19 protein-coding genes, 1 pseudogene and 1 other annotated feature are annotated in these 22,838 nt (G+C 45.4%); of the genes and pseudogenes, 5 read left to right on the top strand and 15 right to left on the bottom strand.

Annotated elements, in window-relative coordinates:
• The first annotated feature begins 132 nt into the window (after positions 1–132).
• Positions 133–705, top strand: coding sequence for an acetate uptake transporter (satP, locus tag PXH59_RS18460; protein WP_285809582.1), 573 nt, complete (start codon positions 133–135; stop codon positions 703–705).
• 72 nt (positions 706–777) lie between these two features.
• Here satP and PXH59_RS18455 read toward each other — a convergent pair whose 3' ends face one another.
• The 9 genes from PXH59_RS18455 to PXH59_RS18415 form a co-directional block, all read right to left on the bottom strand.
• Positions 778–2,049, bottom strand: coding sequence for an MFS transporter (locus tag PXH59_RS18455; protein ID WP_285809581.1), 1,272 nt, complete (start codon positions 2,047–2,049; stop codon positions 778–780).
• Between the two features lie 320 nt (positions 2,050–2,369).
• Positions 2,370–2,813, bottom strand: a complete 444-nt coding sequence (locus PXH59_RS18450) for a flavoprotein (protein WP_285809579.1) — start codon at positions 2,811–2,813, stop codon at positions 2,370–2,372.
• Between the two features lie 34 nt (positions 2,814–2,847).
• Positions 2,848–3,693, bottom strand: coding sequence for a metallophosphoesterase family protein (locus PXH59_RS18445; protein WP_285809578.1), 846 nt, complete (start codon positions 3,691–3,693; stop codon positions 2,848–2,850).
• Positions 3,694–3,728: 35 nt separating this feature from the next.
• Positions 3,729–4,193, bottom strand: a complete 465-nt coding sequence (locus tag PXH59_RS18440) for a group II truncated hemoglobin (protein ID WP_047766723.1) — start codon at positions 4,191–4,193, stop codon at positions 3,729–3,731.
• 68 nt (positions 4,194–4,261) lie between these two features.
• Positions 4,262–5,131, bottom strand: coding sequence for a GNAT family N-acetyltransferase (locus PXH59_RS18435; protein ID WP_285809576.1), 870 nt, complete (start codon positions 5,129–5,131; stop codon positions 4,262–4,264).
• Between the two features lie 37 nt (positions 5,132–5,168).
• Positions 5,169–6,305 (bottom strand): acyl-CoA dehydrogenase family protein, encoded by a 1,137-nt coding sequence (locus tag PXH59_RS18430; RefSeq protein ID WP_285809575.1) that lies wholly within the window; start codon positions 6,303–6,305, stop codon positions 5,169–5,171.
• Between the two features lie 19 nt (positions 6,306–6,324).
• Entirely contained in the window at positions 6,325–7,053 is a 729-nt protein-coding gene (locus PXH59_RS18425; RefSeq protein WP_285809573.1) for a thioesterase II family protein, read from the bottom strand.
• Entirely contained in the window at positions 7,043–8,695 is a 1,653-nt protein-coding gene (locus tag PXH59_RS18420; protein WP_285809572.1) for a GMC family oxidoreductase, read from the bottom strand. The genes PXH59_RS18425 and PXH59_RS18420 overlap by 11 nt, the downstream gene beginning before the upstream one ends.
• The gene (locus tag PXH59_RS18415; RefSeq protein WP_285809571.1) at positions 8,679–12,110 is read right to left on the bottom strand and encodes a non-ribosomal peptide synthetase; all 3,432 of its coding nucleotides are present in this window, start codon (positions 12,108–12,110) and stop codon (positions 8,679–8,681) included. Before PXH59_RS18415 ends, PXH59_RS18420 begins: the two co-directional genes overlap by 17 nt.
• A gap of 774 nt (positions 12,111–12,884) precedes the next feature.
• Here PXH59_RS18415 and trxA point away from each other — a divergent pair.
• Complete coding sequence (gene trxA, locus PXH59_RS18410; protein ID WP_047766729.1) at positions 12,885–13,205, top strand: thioredoxin; 321 nt, start codon at positions 12,885–12,887, stop codon at positions 13,203–13,205.
• A gap of 493 nt (positions 13,206–13,698) precedes the next feature.
• Here trxA and PXH59_RS18405 read toward each other — a convergent pair whose 3' ends face one another.
• Positions 13,699–14,196 carry a DUF2938 domain-containing protein gene (locus PXH59_RS18405; protein WP_047766730.1) on the bottom strand — a complete coding sequence of 166 codons (498 nt, stop codon included), beginning with the start codon at positions 14,194–14,196 and terminating at the stop codon, positions 13,699–13,701.
• Positions 14,197–14,326: 130 nt separating this feature from the next.
• On the opposite strand from PXH59_RS18405, the gene PXH59_RS18400 reads away from it, so the two are divergent.
• A complete protein-coding gene (locus tag PXH59_RS18400) occupies positions 14,327–15,022 on the top strand; it encodes an ArsR/SmtB family transcription factor (RefSeq protein ID WP_285809569.1) in 696 nt (231 codons plus the stop codon).
• A 67-nt stretch (positions 15,023–15,089) separates the two neighbouring features.
• Here the strand turns inward: PXH59_RS18400 and mog are convergent.
• Both mog and tal read right to left on the bottom strand, forming a co-directional pair.
• Positions 15,090–15,666, bottom strand: a pseudogene (mog, locus tag PXH59_RS18395) (molybdopterin adenylyltransferase).
• Positions 15,667–15,788: 122 nt separating this feature from the next.
• Positions 15,789–16,742, bottom strand: coding sequence for a transaldolase (gene tal, locus PXH59_RS18390; protein ID WP_285809568.1), 954 nt, complete (start codon positions 16,740–16,742; stop codon positions 15,789–15,791).
• 170 nt (positions 16,743–16,912) lie between these two features.
• Here tal and yaaA point away from each other — a divergent pair, with 170 nt between their 5' ends.
• On the top strand, positions 16,913–17,689 hold the full coding sequence (gene yaaA / locus PXH59_RS18385) for a peroxide stress protein YaaA (protein ID WP_285809566.1): 777 nt from the start codon (positions 16,913–16,915) through the stop codon (positions 17,687–17,689).
• 91 nt (positions 17,690–17,780) lie between these two features.
• On the opposite strand, the gene thrC is transcribed toward yaaA, so the two are convergent.
• From thrC to thrA, 3 genes are read right to left on the bottom strand one after another with little or no spacing between them, the layout of a single operon-like run.
• Positions 17,781–19,073, bottom strand: a complete 1,293-nt coding sequence (gene thrC / locus PXH59_RS18380; protein ID WP_285809564.1) for a threonine synthase — start codon at positions 19,071–19,073, stop codon at positions 17,781–17,783.
• Positions 19,074–19,075: 2 nt separating this feature from the next.
• A complete protein-coding gene (thrB, locus tag PXH59_RS18375; RefSeq protein ID WP_491630985.1) occupies positions 19,076–20,008 on the bottom strand; it encodes a homoserine kinase in 933 nt (310 codons plus the stop codon).
• Positions 20,008–22,482 carry a bifunctional aspartate kinase/homoserine dehydrogenase I gene (gene thrA / locus PXH59_RS18370; protein WP_285809562.1) on the bottom strand — a complete coding sequence of 825 codons (2,475 nt, stop codon included), beginning with the start codon at positions 22,480–22,482 and terminating at the stop codon, positions 20,008–20,010. The genes thrB and thrA overlap by 1 nt, the downstream gene beginning before the upstream one ends.
• Positions 22,483–22,508: 26 nt before the next feature.
• Positions 22,509–22,627: a sequence feature (Thr leader region), on the bottom strand.
• On the opposite strand from thrA, the gene PXH59_RS18365 reads away from it, so the two are divergent.
• Entirely contained in the window at positions 22,561–22,836 is a 276-nt protein-coding gene (locus PXH59_RS18365) for a hypothetical protein (RefSeq protein ID WP_285809560.1), read from the top strand. It overlaps the preceding feature by 67 nt.
• Positions 22,837–22,838 lie beyond the last annotated feature (2 nt).

Here is a 22,838-nt window from a genome sequence, read left to right as displayed (position 1 = left end):
AAATTTTCCGCAGGCCATTGTGTAGTTGATGCCATCACATTATGATTCGCCGCCTTTTATGATTTCCTGGCGCGGGAAAGTGTCAGGAACGCTTTTTAATATTTTGTTTTATTTGTATTTTCTAGGGGAAGTATGCATTCTAATCAGTTGGCGAACCCAGGCCCATTGGGTTTAATGGGTTTTGGCATGACAACCATTTTGTTGAATCTGCACAATGCAGGTTTTTTCCCATTGGCATCCGCAATTTTGAGTATGGGAATTTTTTACGGTGGTTTGGCTCAGGTGCTGGCCGGCATCTTTGAGTACAAAAAAGGAAATACGTTTGCTGCAACCGCATTTACCTCTTATGGTTTGTTCTGGTTGAGCCTGATTGCGTTGCTTTTCCTGCCGAAGATGGGGCTGGCTGAAGCAACCAGCCAAGAGTTCCTTGGTGTTTATCTCGCCCTGTGGGGAATTTTCACACTGTTTATGTTCTTTGGTACGTTGAAAGCTAACCGTGTCCTGCAATTTGTATTTGGCAGCCTGACGTTGCTGTTCGCATTGCTGGCAATCGGCAATATCACCGGTGATGCCAGCATCCTGACCTTCGCGGGTTTTGAAGGCGTTATCTGTGGTGCGAGTGCTTTCTATCTGGCAATGGCCGAAGTGCTGAATGAACAATATGGCCGTACTGTGCTGCCAATTGGTGACGTGAAACACGCTTAACCGTTTTTAACAGGATGGGTGATTTATGCTCATCCTGTGTTTTATTAATCCTCTGATTTCCTACCCACTTTTTCAGAGAGATTTCTTCCGCAAGTAAACCCCCAATAACAGGCCAACAGCCGATAAAGTCAGCATATAGTAGGCAGGTGCCAGAGGGGTATAGGCCAACAGTATGGTGACGAAGATCGGTGTCAGTCCACCGAAAATGGCATAAGCCAAATTATAGGCAAATGAAATGCCACTAAACCTGACTTCTGGCGGATAGCTTTTCACCATCACAAAAGGCGTAGCGCCAATCACACCAACAGTCAGACCCGCGAGGGAATAAGCGCTAAAGAGTTTGAGCGGTTCATGGCTGATATTGTGATAGAAAAACCATGTTGTGGCAGCCAATAGAATGCAACCGATAATCAGCACGATACCGGCTCCCCATTTGTCGCATAAATATCCGACAAAGATACAGCCAATCGCTAATGAGAGGACTGCCAGACTGTTTGCTTGCAAAGTCAGTGATTGTTCCAGCTTAAATACCGACTGCATATAGGTTGGTGTCATCAAGATAACGACGACAATGCCAGCAGAAAGGAGCCATGTCAGCAGCATGGAAATAGCGATGGCGCGTTTGTGATTAAACACGACAGTTTTTAGTGGCAGCTCTTCTGCCAACGTTTTGCGTTCCTGCATTTCTTTGAAGACAGGGGTTTCATGCAGCCAGCGGCGCAGATACATGGCGCATAAACCGAAAATACCGCCTAAGAAAAATGGCAGACGCCATGCCCAATCCAAGACTTCCTGCCCGGAATAAACCGAAGTTATAATGGTTGCGACGAGAGAACCAAATAAAATCCCCAAACTCAATCCTGCCGTTAAAACACCACAGGCAAATCCGATGCGTTTATGAGGAACATGCTCTGCCACAAAAACCCAGGCTCCGGGCACTTCCCCACCAATTGCGGCTCCCTGCATAATCCGCATCAGGAGCAGCAGGATGGGGGCAGCAATACCGATGACGTCATAGGTGGGCAACAGGCCGATAGCCAGAGTGGGTAGAGCCATCAACAATATGCTGAGTGAAAACATTTTCTTACGCCCAATGAGATCGCCAAAATGGGCCATGACGATCCCACCTAAAGGCCGAACCAGATAACCGGCTGCAAAAATACCGAATGTCTGTAGTTGTCTGAGCCATTCAGGTATATCCGCAGGGAAAAAGAGTTCCCCAAGCGCAACAGCAAAAAAGATAAAGATAATAAAGTCGTAAAATTCCAGAGCGCCACCTAAAGCCGCTAAGGACAGCGTTTTATAATCTTGTTTATTTAATGGACGATTGTGATATTGTGACATAAGTTACCGATTTATAGTTATAAAATGGGTTCTAAGGTGTTTATTTTCAATGTTCTGACCAGACTCAAAATAGATGAAAATAAAACTTATGCTATATTAAAAGATATTTATTCTACAACTTTTAAAAGAACCCATTGTGGTGATATGTCACTGAGATTTGGACACCATAACGCGATTAATCTCGAACTTACTCTGAAAGATGTTGTTTCAGTAGTGAAATAACGGTTTCAATATCCGGTAATGAAGGATGCCCAACCTTTCGTTGTAGTGAAACATCAAAATTTTCACGCCACACGGGTTCAATGACGTGATAACCATCATCACGTAGTTGCGTGATATTGCGGCGTGTCGCTTTTTTTTTCCCACATCACGTGCCCCATGACAGGAAAAAACAGCACAGGAAATGTGGAGGCCAGAATAACTGTGGTTAATCGATGGGTTGCGCCACCACAAGCAACGGTCGCAAGTGTGTTAGCGGTTGCAGGTAAAACGGCCAGAATGTCATGATCCGCGACAATGCGTGAAGGTTTGTCTGTTGGCCAATCGTGTGGCATCTCTCCGCTAATGACCCGATCGGCATAGAGCGCTACGGTTGAGGCGGGTAAAAAGGTGGTGGCATTGTTTGTCATCAATACGGTTAATGTACAGTCAATCGTCGCCTTAATTGCTGAAAGATATTTGGGGAGGAGGGTGATATCCACTGATCCGGTTGCTCCAATTAAGATCCGAGGTGTTATCTGTGGCATTATTTCATCATTCTTCATCGGTAAATTAGCCTCTTATTCTAAAAATAGATGATTAGCTATACGCGTTAGCGTGTTCCAGTAACCCGTCTAGTTGTACTAAGTAAGAACCCTTGCTATGACGCTCTTGCCATTCCCGTGGATATCCCAAAGAGACTTCTAAATGAGCAACATCGTGAATGTATTCGAGATTAGGCATATGTAAGTGTCCATATACCACTATACGAATCCCTTTTCTTGATGCCCATTGATGCGTTTTTTCACTGCCACACCAAATGGAAAATTCGCTATTGCGTAAGGATTCGAGCGGCTTGCGGATGATGGGGAAATGGCTGATAAGTACGATATCTTCGCCATCTGGAATGGCATTCAAGCGTTTTTCGGTATATTGGATACGTTCCCGACACCAATCGATAACATTGCTATGGGGATAGGTTTTCAGGAAGAATTCGTCAGAGCTAATGACACCACAACGACGAGCGCGATCTATGGCCTGTTCCGCCGTATAGTCATAGGTATTTCTAAATGAATAATCGTATAGGGTAAAAACAGGGGCAATGGTCAGCGTTGTACCATTGCCTGTGCGGTAATGACGAAACTCATCTTCGGGGGTGAGTACGTTATGCTGTCGGCAGATATTGACCAGATGTTCATAACGCAGTACGCCGGGCAACTTGAGTTGATCTTTGGGTGTGCACCAGAGTTCATGGTTGCCCGGCGTCCAGACGACTTGAGCAAATCGTTGGGAAAGCATACTGATGACCCAGGTAAAGTCTGATTCCTGCTCTGCAATATCACCGGCCAGCAACAGCCAATCATCAGGTGCTGATGGCCTGAATGATTCGACGATAGCCCTGTTTGTTGCATGAGAGACATGTAAGTCACTGACAGCCAACAGCATAAGCTCACCTCTTTGCTTCTAAGTTTCTTCAAAAATCAGGGCGTTCCTGGGGGGGCTTCTCCCCATCCCCACTTAGGTACAGTTTCTCGACGGGAAGGAACCGCATTGGGCTGAGAATTGGCCTCCGCTCTGCGTGAACCCCATTCGATATAACCGGCAAAGGCTGAACGAAATTCAGGATCAGAAGGTAAGCCAATTTCATCAGCTGACGCCATCAACAATTCCACCCATCTCTTTCTTTGTTCAGGTTGAATGCTTCTGCCACGGTGACGGCTTAACATGACTTTGAAGCCACCCCGATCTTCGGTATAGCGATTTTCTCCACCGAGCACTTCTTCCAACCACATGGCGACATGACCAGGGTGATCGGATTTCATGTTTTTAAACAGCGGAGCAAGCAGCTCGTCTTTTTCGACCTTGGCATAAAAAGTGTCCATGAGCTTCATGAGCACCTCTCGACCCCCCATCCATTCAAATAAGGTCGGTGTTTCATTTGCCATAACATAACCTCTCGTATGAGTATATTAATGATGTTGCGACTCAGGTAATGGCGACTTGTTGATATCCATTACCCTAACTCCAAAGATGCAATGGCCTTGACCTTATCCAGCCGCCCCTTTGGTATGAGATTGCCTTTGTACATTCTGTATGTGTTAAACAGTCCCTTTAGCCCATATTCGCTAGCCAATTGGAGAAACTCATTGTTATCGATTTCGGGAACATCGACCGATACAGGTAAACCATCAGGGATCTGTGCGAATGCGGTAAGGGCTAATGTTTCAACAGCGTCCGCGTTATCGGCAAAGAAAGGGCCTATTCGGTAGCCATTTTGCGATCGTCTTATGCCAATAACGCCGGAAATTTCCGTTCCGGAATAAGTACAAAAGCCATAACGTTCTTTGCCCCAGAACCAATTAGCCAGTAATGCCCCCCGATAAACACCAATGCATTTAGCATCATATTTAATGACTTCATCAATATTGGCGGGTGTAATCGGAATAGCCCCCGCTGGTGGCGTGATTTTTTGCGTGATGAGTCCGGAAAGCCGGACATTGCGGTAATGGATGGCAAATCCTCTTTTTGCGTAGAGTTGCGTTCTATCCCAGTTACCATCACAGCCAATTGTGCGGTGTGCTGCATAGTCCATAGACCATTTCCAGATTTTTCCTGCGCAAACGTGATTGCGGAATTCGGGTAGTATGATGAAATTGCCACCGAACGAATAAAAATCGGAATAACTCACCATCGATATTGAGGCGATGGGTTGCATACCCCGATAGGCGATGAAAAAAGCCTCTGGATCTACCCTAAAGAAACAGGCTGCATCGTCCACATTCATATCCCAGTTCTCGGCCGTTGCCCAATTAAGAATGATCGAGTTCCATTGATTGACATTGACTGATCGAATGAGACACGACTGGCTGTTCATCTTATTCATAGCTGATATATCCTCCCCAATCACTTATCACGGTGACTTAAAGCCCAATGGATTTACTGATGATCTCTTGCAGCACCTCGCTGGTTCCGCCATAAATAGTCTGGGCGCGGCTATTTAGCCAATTCTTACCCGCAATGGAATCACGCATATAACCCAATCCGCCGTGCAATTGCAGGCAACGATCTGCCACTTTCATTTGCAGTTCGGTCGTCCACCACTTGATGCGGGCTGCATCCACTAAACTGAACAGCCCCTGATTGAAGCGTTCAACGGCGTTATCCAGGTAAATGCGGGCAATTTTTACTTCGGTATCTAATTGCGCAAGAATAAAACGGTTGTATTGAAAGGAGCCGATCGGTTGATTGAAGGCCGTTCTTTCTTTCACATATTCCAGTGTGCTCTGCAATATATGTTCTGCACTGGCAACCGCCACGGTTGAGATACTGAGGCGTTCGCGGGGCATGGCTGACATAAAGTAATAGTTGCCAAGATTCTCACGGCCAATCAGGTTGGTGACAGGAACCTTGCAGTCATGGAAAAAGAGTTCAGCCGTATCGCTGCCATGCCAGCCGATTTTCTTTACTGGCTCTCCTCTGGTGAATCCGGGCATATCCCGTTCTATTGCCAGTAAACTGATACCCTGGCCTTGTTGCCCCTCTTCTGTTTTTACCGCCACCACGATCAGGTCCGCATTGATGCCATTGGTGATGTAAGCTTTACCGCCATTCACCAGATAGTGATCCCCTCGGCGTTTAGCCACGGTTTTGATGTCTGCGGTATTGGAACCCCCAGTCGACTCCGTCATGGCAATGGCGGCGACCCGTTGTCCGCTGCACAATTCCGGCAGCCACCTCTTTTTCTGTTCCTGATTCCCGAGGGCAAAAATGTAGCTGGCAACAATATCGTTATGGGCCACGATCCCGGGTACAGTGACACCTGCCGTGATGAGTTCTTCTGTCAGAATAACGGCGAACCGATAGTCGTGTTTTCCCAATCCCCCGAATTCAGGGCTGACACTTATGCCTAACAACCCTGACTGACCTAATTTCTGCCAAAATGTGCGCTCAACCAGCCCGTTCTCTTCCCATTTCTGATGCTCAGGGACGATTTCACGCTCAAGGAATTCACGGCAAGATTTCCGGTAATGATCAAAATTATCAATCTCAATACGCATATACACTCCAGATTTGTTGTCAGCCCGTTGCCTTACTCAGTAGTATTTGTTTGATGACGTCCCAATGCCGATACACAGCAAAGTGATCCCCTTCAATATGCGTGAGGGAAATATCGCCAGCGGTGTAATTTTTCCAGGCCTCCATGTCTGCCAAAGTGACATAACTGTCGTGAGTGGCGGAAACCAACACCAGTGGATAACTCACTTGTATATTGCCAAGCCGGGGAAATTGGCTGCGTATCAGGTAATCATTGCGCAGTTGCCGGATGATGGGTTTTATCAGCGCAGGTTCATTCAAGATTGCGTCGGGTGTGCCTTGATCCGCTTTGGTTTTCTGCATCAATTGTTCATCTGTCCATGTATGCCGTTCATCTTTGGGTTGACGATGAGGGGGAACAGAGCTGGATACCACGCCAAATAAAGGCGAAGTGCCATAGTTTTTTAATGCCCGACCCACCGCGATACTCAGCACGCCACCAAAGCTATGACCAAAGGTGATCCACTCCGTGAAACCCTGAGCTTGTTTCTGCTGAAAATCGGCCCGGATATCGGATGCCAGTCGTTCAATCAGGGCGTCGAGATCGTGAATTTCAGGCTCTTTAGCCAGATAACCACGACCCGGGATCGCAACGGGTTGTAAGATCGCCGATTGGGTGGTCATAAGATCATTTAGCCAGGGGCGATAAGTTGCTGTTGTTGCTCCTGCATGGGGAAAGGCATAAATCACCCGTCTGCCATTAGTTGCCATTTGTCCTCCGCTCGCGGGTGGTTTCTCTCTCCAGCAGAAAACGGACAATACGTTCAGCCACCATAATGGTTGTCAGATTGGTTGGCATGGAGGGAATCGTGGGGAAGAGAGAAGCGTCAGCAACGGTTACCCCCGTCACGCCACGGACTCGGCCATCTTCTTGCGTGGCACTATCAGGATCATCATGGGCACCCATTCTGATCGTTCCCGACGCGTGCCAGCCTGGATTAACCAGGTTTTTGATTGCGCTGTTCATGATTTCATCGTTATGAATCATGGAGTCTGACCAAAATTGGATGCCATCAAGGAAAACATCGACTTCCGGGTGGCGTAAAACCTGCCAAATTTTGCGTACTCCCCCGATAAGGCGGGCGATATCTGACGGGGAGCGGGTTAACGGCAGATCAATTTGCGGTAATACTGTGGGCGTAGCGGAATTGATGAAAACTCGTCCTTGAATCTCTGGACGCATCAACATGACCGAAGCGCCAACCAGCATTGGGTAAGTAACGCGATCTCTGAACCCCGGTACGGTGTCACTGGCAACATTGTTCAGCAGGCCAATTTGCACATCGACTTTTGCGTCATAACCGCTTCTAATGCGGGCAGCAATTTGCCGCCACGGCAGGCCCGTAGTACAGACACCGGCTTTAGGCAGCGCCCAGAGCACCACGGAAGCATGATCAGTCAGATTTCTGCCAACGGCGGGCACTGGCGCAACAACAGGGATCCCTAATCTGCTCAGATGTTCTGGATCACCCACTCCTGAGCGTTGTAATAATGTTGCCGAACCAATTGCGCCAGCGCAGAGAACAATTTGTCTGGCCTGATAAACCTGCTCTTCTTCCGCCTGAATAATTTTTACCCCGGAGGCGACAGTACCGTTAAACATGATCTGCGTGACCAAGGCATCTGTCAGCACATGCAGGTTTTCTCTATTCAGAACCGGTTCAAGGTATGAACGATACACATCGACTCTTTCGGCGCCGTTAACGACATTGGCGGGCACAGGGCCGACAGCAGGATCTTCACCGATATTGAGATCATCGGCGTAAGGTACGCCAAACTGTTCGCAGGCATGGGCAAAAGCCATATCAAGAGGATGGATCTCGCTATTTGCCGGTCTGCGCAGACACATCGGACCCTGTGATCCGTGGTTATCATCACCGATATAATCAGTGTCATTCTCCAAATGCTTAAACCACGGCAGAACTTGCTGCCAAGCCCAATCAGGACACCCCATTTTGGCCCATTTATCGAAATCGCCTGGAAATCCTCGCAGGGCAATGGCACCGTTAACAGCGGAGGAACCCCCAAGGACTTTCCCCACGCGATAATTGAACGGCTTGCGCTCCTTGTGCTTGCGAGTTTGCTGTGGGTTATCTTGTCTATGGGCAGGAGAAGCAATGAGAGCGGCGAACCGATCATCATCATTGCGCACATTGGCTTCGTAATCCCAATTATATCCTTCCAGCACCAGCCTTGACGCATCTCTGAGTGGGCTGGCAGGATTGTGTACGTCAGATCCGTGGCCTGCTTCGATCAGTAGTACGGCTTTTGTGCTGTTTTCAGACAAGCGGGAGGCTGCCACACAGCCTGCTGAACCACCGCCTACCACGATATAATCATATATTTTGGTCATGCTCTTTCACCGCCTGAGAGTGGACGATTGTTTCAATGATGCGCGAAAAAGACTGAATATTAGAGTTCATGAACAGCCCTTCGATAATGTCCTGTTCGCCAACTGGCGTAATATTAAATGCCTGTCGCAGCGCACTCAGTAAACCAACGGCATGGAGTGAGTCCCCGCCAATATCAAAAAAGCCATCGGTGACATCAAAATCATCGTGCTGAAGTTGTGCCTGCCAGAGTTTCAGGATCTTCGCTTCTATCTCATTAGCGGGTTCAACCGGCGCATCCGCATGTTCCTCGCTATCAGACCAGGGAATGGGCAGCGCTTTACGGTCAATTTTTCCATTACTGGTTAACGGCATATGGGGTAATAAGATGTAATAACTGGGCACCATATAAGAGGGCAACGTTTTGCGGGCAATTTCCCTCAATTGATCCTGAAAATAAGCCGGGTCATCCAACGTTCCTGGCATCTCAGGCACAACATAGGAGACGATATGTCGTTGTCCGGTTTTGGCATGGACAGGGGCATCAATGACAACATGGCTGGCATTTTCGTGGGTCAGCAGGCAGGCTTCAATTTCACCTAATTCAATGCGGTAGCCATTGATTTTTACCTGATTATCTTCGCGCCCTAAAATTTCTATCAAGCCATCGGCAATATATCGTCCCAAATCTCCGGTTCTGTACAGCCTTTCGCCCGTGACGGGATGAGTTATAAAGCGCAGGGCGGTTTTTTCTGCGTCTCCCAAATAACCTTGAGTCACGCCGTCTCCGCCAATATAGAGTTCTCCGGTTACCCATTTGGGGCAGGGAAGGAGCCAGTTATTCAAAACATGGAAAGTCTGATTTGCCAGCGGTTTGCCATAAGGAATGCTTTTCCAGTTTTTATCAATTTTCTCAATCGGATAATGTATCGACCAGATAGAGCCTTCAGTCGCGCCACCGAGACTGATGATCGCAGTATTTGGCAAACTTTCCCGAATACGTTCAGGGAGATCGACAGGTATCCAGTCTCCGCTCATGAGGATTAACCTTAATTGGGTCGTGGACAATGCGGAACCATTTCTGTCTACCAATACTTTCACGGGGGCAGGGACACTATTCCAGATCGTAATTTGATGTTTAATCAACATGTCTAGCCAGATTTTGGGGTCATTGGCCGTTTCTGGCATGGAAAAAATAACTTTTCCCCCCACACCTAATAGCCCGAAATAGTCATAGACGGACAAATCAAACCCGGCAGGTGCGACAGACAACACAACATCTTTTTCTGTGATCTGGAATTTGTGATTAATATCCAGCACGGTATTGGCGGCATTCCGGTGGGAAGCCATTACCCCTTTCGGTTCCCCTGTCGAACCGGAGGTAAAGATGACATAGGCCAGATCATCTAATCCTTGCATTGACGGCATGGAAGACCAATGTGCCGTAGCCATTTGCGCTGTCTCCATTGCCTGATGCATAGAACACTCATCCAGATTGATGCGAAATAAATCCGTAAATTCATCATGTCCAAAAACCGTGCTATCAGTGACAATCCCTTTGGCTGAACAGCGGTTGAGTAAACTCATGCGGCGTTCCGCAGGAAGTTGAGGATCAATGGCGACATAGGCAGCACCTGACATAAGAATACCCAATAAACTGATGACCAACTCCGGGCTTTGTGGCAGAGAGACGGCGACAATATCATTGGGATGAATGGGAACAGCGGCGCGTAGTTGTTGTGCTATTGCACAGGCTTTGTTGGCCATTTCTGCATAGGTAACCTGCTTTTCTCCCTGAATCATCGCAATTGAGTCGGGAAATTTGTCTGCGGCCTGTAAGACCATTTCATGTAGCAGTTTGAAATCAAATTTGGTTTCTGTTGCATTGGCTTGTGTACGTTCCAGCCGATCTGAGTCCGGCAATTTCACCAATGATGTGCTTGTATCCCATACTGAATCATTTTCCGCACAAGTTGCTATCAGCGCCATATACGCATCCAACATGGCTTCCACCATGCCATCAGGGAATAGCTCATTAACGGTATTCCAGTTAATTTTCACACGATCATCAACACGAACAATCTGGTTCTCTAACCAGACTTGTGGGGTTTGATTACTGCTATAAACCTGGCTTGCCTCCGTCCAACCGACATCTGTCACGACATTATCCAAATTGGCCGTCAGGGTATTGCTAAATACGACGGGGGCGGTTGCTGCTCGGTTGCTATGACTTCGGCGGGTCAGCTCTCTTAGAACCTGAACACCATTATAGGAACAGTGCCAGCGATTCATCATCAAATCAGTCTGGATCTGTACCAAACGGTCATTGAGGCTTTCTTCTCCCGTTCCGCCAATTCCCAGTAACATGGGTTGCAGGAAGTTACCGACCACATTTTCAATACCCGCAAAATAGGGGCGGCGTCCAAATTGCGTCACCGTCAGTGTAAAAGTTTGACGTTTCGACCATTGACGAAGTACTTCTGTGTACATACCGAGAAGTACCGTTTCTAACGTCAACTTGCGTAATTCGGCTTTTTTTCTAAGAGCGAATAATGTTTCCGAAGAAATTGTTCGGCTGTAACGTTTGAACACAGGCGGAGAGATGATCTCTGGCGCATTTTTTAACGGTAATTCAGGCGGTTGAGGTAAATGCTCTAGCTGTTGTTCCCAATAAGTTTTATCGCGTAATCCTTGTGGTTGCCCCTGTAGGTAACGTTCTAATTTGATATAACCTTGTAAATTCATATGGTTAGGTAGAGCAGGTAGGTTATGGCCTTGATAAACTTGCCACCAGTCACGTAATACCAAATGGACGCTATGAATATCGACAAACATCAGATCGAAATAAATATGCAGACGGGTAATATCATCATTCAGTATTGTTGCCCGTATATCGAATGTAGGTGCTTTATCGACAGGTAATAATTGCGTTTCCATTTCCTGACGAAGTCTTGCCAGCCTATTATCTTTTTCTGACTCTGACCACTTTCTACCATCCTGAATAGGAATGATATAATTTAATGGCGTGGATAAAATCCGCTGTTGTCCATCTAAAGATAAAGTCGCCCTTAACATAGGGTGATATTCAATAATTTTGTTTAATGCATTATTTAATAAATTGATATCTAATGAATTAATATCTAATTCAGTATATAGGCAACTGGTTAACCCTCCTAGTTCCAGTCCGGGATTACGTCCAATTAAATAGGCATATTGAATATCTGTTAATGGGAAATTTGCTGTCTCAATCGTATCTTCTTGTAGAGCTATAGGAATGATAATATTTATTAATGGTAATCTGTTTTTAAGTATCCCATTAACCTGCTCTTTCAATTTTGATAGCTCTACATCTAAATTTTTATTTTCTGATTTATATAATTCAGGGGGATTAGCGGTTTCTAATCCCGATTCTTGTAAGGCCTGGAGAAAGTTTTTCATGCATTATCCCTTATATTTGATTGATAAGTTAATTTATATTTTTTTGAGGTTATTTTTTATCTTTTAAATAAAATGGTGCTGGGAATATGGTTCAAATTCTTAACAAGGAATATTTTTATAGTTCACCAATTTATTTTGGTTAAAATAAACATTATTTACTATCAGATTAATATATTGACTCACGGGTTTAAAATAAAAACAGTGCATATTCAGACGCCTCATTAATCTTGGGAAGGTATTTGTAAGGTCTTTGTAAGGTCTTTGTAAGGTCTTTGGTTTTATTTGTTGGTTTGCTTTTATGCAAAAATAACATGTTTATAACTAAATGTAATATCAAATAATAATATTTTATTAACGATTATTGTTATCTGCTAATCCCCGTGGGTTGGTTAATAACCACATGTTAATATATTACTAAGTTATTTTTTTTGTTTTTAATATTTGTTATGTGAAATTATCGTATTTATGATTGGCAAATTTTTCCTGTTTTTTCTCTGGTTAAAGTGATTAATTTGAATTTATCTATTTGATTTTTTTATTATTATATTTGTTCGCTATTGATTGGATAAATTTTGTGTGATTTATTTTAAGGATTTTAATAACTGACTGTTCTTAATTGATAGCCTATGCCTATCTTCATGATAGGAAAAGATCTATTGATCTAACCATAATATTCAATATAATAATTGAATTAAGGGTATCAAATATTCTGCCCCCACATTTTGTTTATGATCTGCATTTTAGTAACTTAAAAATTTTCACTGAGGATTCAATATGGGTACATTAATTGAATTAACCGAAGATAATTTTGATAGTGTGGTCAATACCAAAGGGATCTGTATTGTTAGATTCTGGGCACCGTGGTGTGGCCCGTGTCGTGCGGTAGCACCAACGTTTAATCAGTTATCAATCGATATGAAAGAGAGTGCCACTTTTGGGGAAATCAATATTGATGATGCCCATAATATCGCTATGAAATATGGCATTCGCAGCATACCAACGACATTAGTCTATAAAAATGGGCAACCTGTAGATTCTCTGGTTGGGGTTGCTTCATTATCACAATTTAAGACTATGGTTTCTCAAAATTTATAGTTTAGGTTGAGTTAAATTTGAGGAGCCTGCCTTACCTGACAGTCCAAACTAATGTCATCATTTGCTTTTAATGAGTAAAACAAAGGAGACATTTAATGTCTGTTTATACGAAAGTATTCATTATAGGAACGGGTCTGCTGCGGCGATATATGCAGCAAGGGCAGGTTTTCTCCTGTTGTTGTCTCCGGTTTGGAACTCATCATTTTGAAACAATGGCATCAAGCGTACGTTGGAATTTATGACTGCATTTTCATTAGGGCAACACCCTTTGGCATTTGACTGGTTTAAATCTATCCAATATCTCTATGCGTAAGCCGTCTAAAACTTACGATAAATTCCATTCCGGCTGCGCGGGGAAATATAACATGCATCTTGAAGTTGGATTGGTATAAGATCCAAATTGGATAACAATCAGAAAAATAGATGAAAGTAAAAATGTATATTCCGTCGATAAAAATAATACAAATTTATCGACGGTTATTTAAAAATGAAATCAAGAAAATAATGTTAATAATAACGCAGCTAAATACAGACCAATACCATAAATAGTATGTGTCATCAGGCTTCTTAATCTGGCGGTGTTGGGGGCAGGTGTTTTAGATGCAGCCATCCCCATTCCCATACCAGGTTGCATAACGAAGAAAGGGGCAACTATAGTCACGATACCGATAATTAAAGCGGGCAGAAAAGTGGGGTTTTTTGCCCAATCTAAACCATAAATGAGTAACAGGAAACCGGCAAAAATAATCCCAATCAAATAGTGAGCAAACCAACCCATTCCGGTTTCACCTTTCACCGGTTCAGCCTGTAGAATGCTTGTATGAGTAAATTTCCCTTTGGGAATATGCCCAATCCAGCGTCCTACCATGCTATAGTTTAGTGAGGGAATACCGAAGCACCGTTTTATGAAAATCGCCCAAAGATCCATAACAACTGTTGCACCAGCGCCAATCAGTACAGCATAAACAATCAACTCCAATCCTTCATTCATCTGTTGCGATCCTCCGAATTGTGGCTATCTATTAATGGTCAATCAGCAGGTACTCGAAATGGCATAGAAACTCTGATACCATTCATTCAATTGATGTATTGAGTGTAATAATGGTGGAAGCGTAAAGTCAATGTTTAATAAACAACTTATTGTCGAGATTGCGGAAATTGCTAAGGTACTAGGAAATCTTCATCGATTGGCACTGCTTGAATGTTTGGTTAATACTGAACACTCCGTGGAAAAGCTCTCAGAGCTTTCCGGTTTGTCAATTGCTAATACTTCTCAGCATCTCCAGCAGCTCAAACGTGCAGGGTTACTTCAGTCCCGTAAATCAGGAAAACATGTACTTTATCGTCAGAGTGAAGGACCCATTATGGACGTTATTTCGGTACTCCAGCAATATGCCGAATTTAACCGCGAAGAAATGCGCAGATTGATTGATGATTCAAATAACCAGGAAATAATTTCATGGGATGAGTTGTTGGACAGAATTAAGGAAAACAGCACGATATTACTGGATGTCAGACCAAAAGAGGAGTTTGAACAAGGCCATTTGCCTGATGCCATTAATATTCCTGTTGATGAGCTGGAGAACAGACTGGATGAATTGGCCACTCATCAGAAATTGATCGCCTATTGCCGTGGCCCCTATTGCGTACTTTCTGCCAATGCCCTCGCATTGCTTCGTGCTAAGGGAATTCAAGCCCGTCGGTTTAAAAAAAGGATTTTCGGGTTGGAAAGAGGCAGGAATGCGCGTCGAGACGAAGCCTTAATAAATATCTGGCGATCACAATCACACTTTTGTCGTTCGAAGATTGATCGATAAGGTTCTGAGTTGGTTCAGAACCTTTATGGCATGCAATGATTAATAACAATAAGCAACATATCGGCTTTTAACGACGTGCACTTTTCGGCCTGAATGCGGTGACAACGCTTTCATCCGTTTCCACATAAGGGCCATTCAGCAATTGGATGCAGTAGGGAACACTGGCAAAAATTCCCGCTACCAACACCTTGCCATTTTCGTCTTTTAATCCTTCCAGTGTTTCTGCGATGGCTTTCGGTTGTCCGGGAAGGTTGAGAATCAGCGCTTGATTGCGGATCACGCCGACTTGCCGGGACAGAATGGCTGTTGGCACAAATTGAAGGCTGATTTGACGCATCTGTTCCCCAAATCCGGGCATTTCCCGATCCGCAATTGCCAGTGTTGCATCCGGCGTGACATCACGACGAGCAGGCCCTGTTCCTCCGGTGGTGAGTACCAAATGGCACCCCAGTTCATCAACCAATTCACACAATGTTTGTTCAATCAGGATTTGTTCATCAGGGATCAGGCGGGTTTCGACACTAAAAGGTGTGATAATCGTTTTTTTTCAGCCATGTTTCCAGTGCGGGCAGCCCTTGATCCTGATAAACGCCGTTTGACGCGCGATCAGAAACAGACACGAGACCAATGCGCAATACATTCATACAAACCTCAATTAATTATAATAATAGGAAAAATAAAATTTGGCGGCTGCAACGTGAAATAAACAAAAGGCGACCCATTATGTGTCGCCTTTGTACAAGAAAAAGTAGCGTATCGCTTGCGATTACAGCAAATCAGCGATCATGCTTTCAAGTTTGCCTTGGTCTACGGCAAACTTACGGATACCTTCCGCCAGTTTTTCAGTTGCCATTGCATCCTGGTGGTGGTTCCAGTAGAACTCAGCTTCGGTCATTGGCGCAGGGCGCTCTTTGATTTCGCCGTCATAACCCAATTTACGTTCAACTTCACCAGCGGTTTCTGACAGCTCTTTCAGCAGTGATGGAGAGATTGTCAGGCGGTCACAGCCTGCCAGTTCCAGAATTTCACCAGAGTTACGGAAACTTGCTCCCATAACAACCGTGTTGTAACCGTGTTCTTTGTAGTACTGATAAATTTCAGCAACAGAAACCACACCTGGATCTTCATGCGGTGCGAACTCTTTCTTGTCGCCATTGGCTTTGTACCAGTCAAGGATACGGCCAACAAATGGAGAAATCAGGTAGACCCCCGCTTCTGCACAAGCCCGTGCCTGGGCAAAGGAGAACAGCAGAGTCAGGTTACAGTTGATACCTTCTTTTTCCAGTTGTTCCGCAGCACGGATGCCTTGCCAGGTGGAAGCCAGCTTGATCAGAATGCGATCGTTGCTGATACCTGCTTCGTTGTACAGTTTGATCAAACGTTTTGCTTTCGCTACGCTCGCTTCGGTGTCATAAGACAGGCGCGCATCAACTTCCGTGGAAATACGCCCAGGGATCAGTTTCAGAATTTCCAGACCAATGTTGACAGCTAATTTATCGCCGGCATCAATAATTTGCTGCTCACGGGAATCGCTTTGACCACGCGCCCATTCAACAGCTTCATCGATCAGTGAGCGATATTCTGGAATTTGAGCTGCATTCAAAATCAGGGAAGGGTTGGTGGTCGCATCTTGCGGCTGATACAGTTTCATCGCCTCGATATCCCCGGTATCTGCGACTACTGTTGTCAGTTTACGCAGGGAAGTCAGTTTATCGGTCATGTTTAATATCTCATCGTTATACGTAAAATCTTTGGCAACATTGCCTCGCCATCTTGTGATAATAACATGGTCAAGCGCGGCTGTAAGGTAGGAAAATTCTCTCGCTGAGATTCTCCTCTTTTTGTCTTTTTTGCTAAAGTGGGGGAAGTCTGGATTATTAGGAAAAAATAATGCTTATTACCCTTTCACCTGCAAAAACACTCGATTATGGCAGTCCACTGGCAACAGAAAAGTTTAGCCAACCGCTGTTATTGGCGCAATCCCAACAACTGATCGAGATTTGCCGGACTTTAACGCCTGCGCAAATCGGCAGTTTGATGAGTATTAGTGATAAATTGGCGGGGTTGAATGCTGCTCGTTTTGCAGAATGGCAGCCCAATTTCACGCCAGAAAATGCCCGTCAGGCGATGTTGGCATTTAAAGGCGATGTTTATACCGGTATGCAGGCTGAAACTTTCTCGGCTGACGATTTTGATTTTGCCCAAACACATTTAAGAATTCTATCTGGCCTGTATGGGGTCTTGCGTCCTCTTGATTTGATTCAGCCTTATCGTTTGGAGATGGGCATTAAGCTGGAAAATCCACGCGGTAAAGATCTGTATCAGTTTTGGGGCGATTGCATTACTGAAAATTTAAATGCGGCACTGGAACAACAAGGTGATGATGTTCTGGTCAATCTGGCATCAGATGAGTATTTCAAATCAGTAAATAGCAAAAAGCTGGCAGCCAGGATTATCAAACCTGTTTTTCTGGATGAAAAAAATGGCAAATACAAGGTCATTAGCTTCTATGCTAAAAAAGCCCGTGGCCTGATGAGCCGTTTTATTATTCAGAACCAACTGACCGATCCAGCACGGCTGGTGGCGTTCAATCTGGAAGGATACGCTTTTGATGAATCTCTCTCCTGCGGAGAGGTGTTGGTGTTTAAGCGTTCTGAACAGAAATAGTTTCTTGATATAACCAATTTTGGGTGTATGGAACCCAGCATGGAATCACTCCTCCTATAAATGGAAATTAGGAGGAGTGATCAATGCCATATTATTTCGATTGTTTTTTCAGCAAAAATTCACGCAATGTTGAGAAATCAGCAGACATAAAGTGGGATAACAAGTCCAGATCTGCGCGTTCAGCCAACGCTTGTGGCAAAGGCAATGGTTGGCCGAGAGTAGCTTCGACGCTTTCCTTAAATTTGGCTGGATGAGCAGTACCCAGGAACAAGCCATATTCCCCTTCTTGTAATTGATCACGTAAAACACGATAAGCGACGGCCGCATGTGGTTCGGAAATATAGCCTTTTGCCGCCAGTTCGCGCAGGGTGCTTTGGGTGGTTACGTCATCCACAACGCCGTTTGCCAGTTCACTCAGTGCCCAGCCTTTGCATTGGAACAATGCTTCAATGCGCGGCCAGTTATTGGGCTGGCTGACATCCATGGCATTGGACAGCGTCGGAATGGTCTGATGCGGCAGCCACTTGCCTGCCGCTAAATAACGGGGAACGGTGTCATTAACATTGGTTGCCGCGATAAAACGTTTTACCGGTAGTCCTAATGATTTTGCCAGCAGCCCTGCGGTTAAATTACCGAAATTGCCGCTTGGTACGGAAATCACCAATTGTTCACGTTTTTCTGCGGGGATCTGCGCAACCGCTTCAAAGTAATAACAAATTTGTGCCAGTAGGCGGCTGATATTAATAGAGTTGGCTGAGTTAAGATGTAAAGCCCGTTTCAGTTCGTCATCATCAAAAGCCTGCTTGACCAATGTCTGGCAAGCATCGAAATCCCCCTTGATAGCCACCGTATGGATATTGCCACCCAGAGTGCAAAAGAGTTTTTCCTGCAATGGGCTGATCTTGCCTTCGGGATAAAGGATCACAACCTGTACGTTATTTAAGCCATAGAAAGCATGGGCCACTGCGGCGCCGGTATCACCGGATGTTGCAGTTAAAATCGTGACGGGCTGTTCTCCTGCAATCTGGGCAAGAATTTGTGCCATGAAACGGCCACCAAAGTCTTTGAAAGCCAGTGTCGGGCCGTGATAAAGCTCCAGTGAAGCGATGTCATCTTCGACAATCGCTACAGGGGCAGGGAAGGCAAACGCGTTTTTCACACGGGCTGTCAATTGTTCTGCGGGAATTTCATCGCCAATAAAGGCAGAGAGAATGCGCTGGCTGCGGCTGACAAAATCTAATTTCAATAAATCGTCAATTTCATTACGGCTGAATTCTGGCAAATCCTGTGGAAAAAAGAGACCTTGCTGTTTACCTAACCCTTGTTTTACCGCCTGTGAAAAACTGACCTGCTCGCTGTTATCTTTTAAGTTATATAATTTCATGGTTACTTTACCTGTCGTGCGCCTGCGAGATCCAGACGGCAAATGTGTACAAAGCCTTCATCATTCTGTACGTAATGTTGTTGCAGCCAGTGTGCAACTTCTTCTGCTACCGCTATTTCATGACAAATAGCAAACAGTGTTGGGCCGGAACCGGAAATACCGCATGCCAGCGCCCCTAATTTTTTGACAGTTTCACGTGCATTGGCAAAACCGGGTAACAGTTGTGTGCGATAAGGTTCCGCGACAACATCTTGCATTAATTTGGCAGCCAGTCCTGATTGCCGGGTATGGCAGGCATGGATAAAACCCGCAAAGTGACGCCCATGCTCAATGATATCCTTACGGGGATAGTGATTGGGCAGGATTGCACGGGCTTCGGCTGTCGATACTTTGATGCCGGGATAAGCCATTACCCATAGCCAATTATCAAATGTGGGAACAGGCAGACAGGGAGTATCTTCCTGAGATAATATCAATTGCAATCCTCCCAAATAGCAGGGAGCGACATTATCATAATGAACGCCACCGGAAATGCGCCCTTCTAATTCTCCCATCATCTCCAGTAACTGGTGTTGGTTAAATGGGCGGCCAGCATATTCATTCAATGACACTAAACCGGCGACGACAGAACAGGCACTGGAGCCTAATCCCGAACCGATCGGCATATTTTTCTCTAATGTCATGGTAACGGGCAGCTCTTTTCCCAGTCGTTGACAAAAAAGCTGCCAGCATTGATAGACAATATTCTGTTTGGGATCGGCCGGTAATTTGCTAACAAATCGCCCTTTATTATTCAGGCTGAAACTATCAGCTTCACTGACGGAGACACAATCTCCAAGTAACGAGCCATCAATGGGAGAAACTGCTGCGCCAAGCACATCAAATCCGACGCCAACGTTCCCGATAGAGGCAGGCGCATAAACCCTGATAACCATTAAACCCCCAATTTCCATGACAGAGTACGTAATATATCAGCAAAAACGCCGGCTGCCGTTACATCATTTCCTGCGCCATAACCACGCAATACCAGTGGAATGGGTTGATAATAACGGGTGTAGAAAGCCAGCGCGTTTTCGCCATTCTTGACTTTATAAAGTGGATCGTTGCCATCAACAGAGACAATTTTCACTGTACAACGGCCTTGCTCAATCAAACCAACATAACGCAAGACTTTGCCTTGTTCTGCGGCTTGTTCCGCACGTTGGCTAAAGACCTGATCCAGTTGTGGTAAACGTTGCAGGAAATGGTCAACATCGCCACTGGCATCGAACGATATAGGTAAAACGGGTTCGACATGAATATCTTCCAGTTCCAGTGCATAACCCGCCTCACGTGCCAGAATCAGCAGCTTTCTCGCAACATCCATGCCAGAGAGATCATCGCGTGGATCGGGTTCTGTAAAGCCTTTCTCTTTGGCCAGCATGGTCGCTTGGGACAGCGTCATTCCTTCATCCAGCATGCCGAAAATAGAGGATAAAGAACCCGACAGGATGCCACTGAACTGCACTAATTCATCACCGGCATTAAGCAGATTTTGTAAGTTTTCGATAACCGGCAGTCCAGCCCCTACGTTAGTGTCATACAGGAACTTACGTTTCGATTTCTCTGCGGCCTGACGGATTTGGCGGTAATAAGCCATCGATAAGGTATTGGCTTTTTTATTGGGCGTGACAACGTTAAAGCCATTGCTGAGAAAACCGGCATACTGTTCCGCAATCGACTGATTGGAAGTACAGTCCACAATGACTGGATTCAGGAGATGGTACTCTTTTTCAAGACGAATAAGACGACTCAAGCTAAAAGGCTCCGTGGCTTCTGACAGTGCCTGCTGCCAGTTATCCAGACAGATGCCTTGCACATCAGTCAATAAAGCGCGGGAATTGGCAATACCACAGATGCGCAAATCGATGTGTTTCTGTTTGAGCCAGGTTTGCTGACGACGTATTTGCTCGATCAACGCACTGCCTACACCTCCTACACCGACAACAAAGACCTCAACAACCTGAGCGGTGTTAAACAGCATTTGATGGCAGAGACGAACAGCCGTCGTCGCGGCATCATTTTCAATGACGGCGGAAATAGAACGTTCAGAAGAACCTTGCGCAATGGCAATGATGTTGATGTTGGCGCGTGTCAATGCGGAGAAAAAGCGGGCAGAAGTCCCAGGCTGAGTACGCATACCATCGCCAACGACAGAAATAATGGCAAGATTATCGATCACGTCGATGGGATCAAGCACACCATCTTTCAGCTCCAGATAAAATTCTTCTGTCAGTGCCTTTTGTGCTTTTACCAACTCTTTTTGCGGTACACAGAAGCTGATGCTGTATTCTGACGAAGATTGTGTGATTAATACAACGGAAATACCTTTGCGTGACATGACGGAAAAGATCCGTGCCGCCATCCCGACCATACCTTTCATGCCAGGGCCGGAAACGTTGAACATCGTCATATGATTTAGATTGGTAATGCCCTTAATTGGCATGTCCTGATCTTTTTGCCCATGATCAATGGGGGCATCGCCAATAAAAGTACCCGGTGCATCGGGATTGGCCGTATTTTTTATCAGACAAGGAATTTGAAACTGGGCAATCGGGGCGATAGTACGAGGATGAAGGACTTTCGCACCGAAATAAGACAATTCCATCGCTTCTTGGTATGACAGGCTTTTCAGCAAGCGTGCATCTTTCACCGCCCTTGGATCACAAGTATAAACACCGTCTACATCCGTCCAGATTTCACAACAATCTGCACGCAGACATGCCGCCAGTACTGCGGCTGAATAGTCAGAGCCGTTGCGCCCCAATACGACCAATTCGCCATTTTCATTGCCCGCAGTGAAACCCGCCATCAGGATGAGGTGGTCAGCAGGAATGTTGAGTGCCGCAATGCGTTTGGAGGATCCTGGGATATCGACGGTGGATTCGAGACAATGCCCATGCGCCAAAAGGTTTTTAACCGGATCAATGACAGTCACTTGATGACCACGAGCCTGTAGCACGGATTCCATGATGGCAATCGACAGTTTTTCGCCACGGCAGATCAGGGATGCACTAATGTTATCTGGGCATTGCTTTAACAAGGAAATGCCGTGCAGAGTCTGTTTAAGGCTGGCTAGCTCACGTTCTACTAGCCCTTTCAGGCGGTCATAATCAAACCCGGGTTGTTGCTCTTTCAATCCTGACAGCAGATCAGCAAAGATTTGGGTAGCATCGCTCATATTAGAAACAATATCTTGCCCTGCAACCGTTTTTTCGATCATCGCCACCAGATGGTTGGTGATTTTTGCCGGTGCTGAGAGTACTAAGGCAACTTGCCCAAGGGATAACTCAGTCTCGGCGATATCTGCAACACTCAGTACCCGCTGGTGATTTGCAACTGAGGTTCCGCCAAATTTCAATACGCGCATTAACGTTCTTCTCCTGATTTCGATCCAAAAAAAAAGCCCGTATCTTGTGGGATACGGGCTCATTGTTGTTTTATGTGTATGCGTCAGCCCGCACCGCAACTCATGGTTCCGGTGGTAATCGTGGTTGTAGTAATGATGGTTATAATCATGTTTGTAAGAACCCTTTTTTTTCGAGCTGATGGGGTGCATCGTTTCCTGTCTGTCTTTTTTAATTTGTTTGACCCCCTATTGGTTAAATTAAATTGTGGTCAATGTCAAATATTTTTTATGGCGAAAGAAGAAAAAAACGGCATTTTCCGTATCGAAATTATTCAAAATATAGCCCAAATGACAAATCATTATTTGGTTAGTTAGCT

The sequence above is a fragment of the Xenorhabdus bakwenae genome, from assembly GCF_030272115.1.
Classification (GTDB): Bacteria; Pseudomonadota; Gammaproteobacteria; order Enterobacterales; family Enterobacteriaceae; genus Xenorhabdus; species Xenorhabdus bakwenae.
The sequence above is the reverse complement of the archived record's forward strand: the minus strand, read 5'-3'. Positions and strand labels throughout refer to the sequence as shown.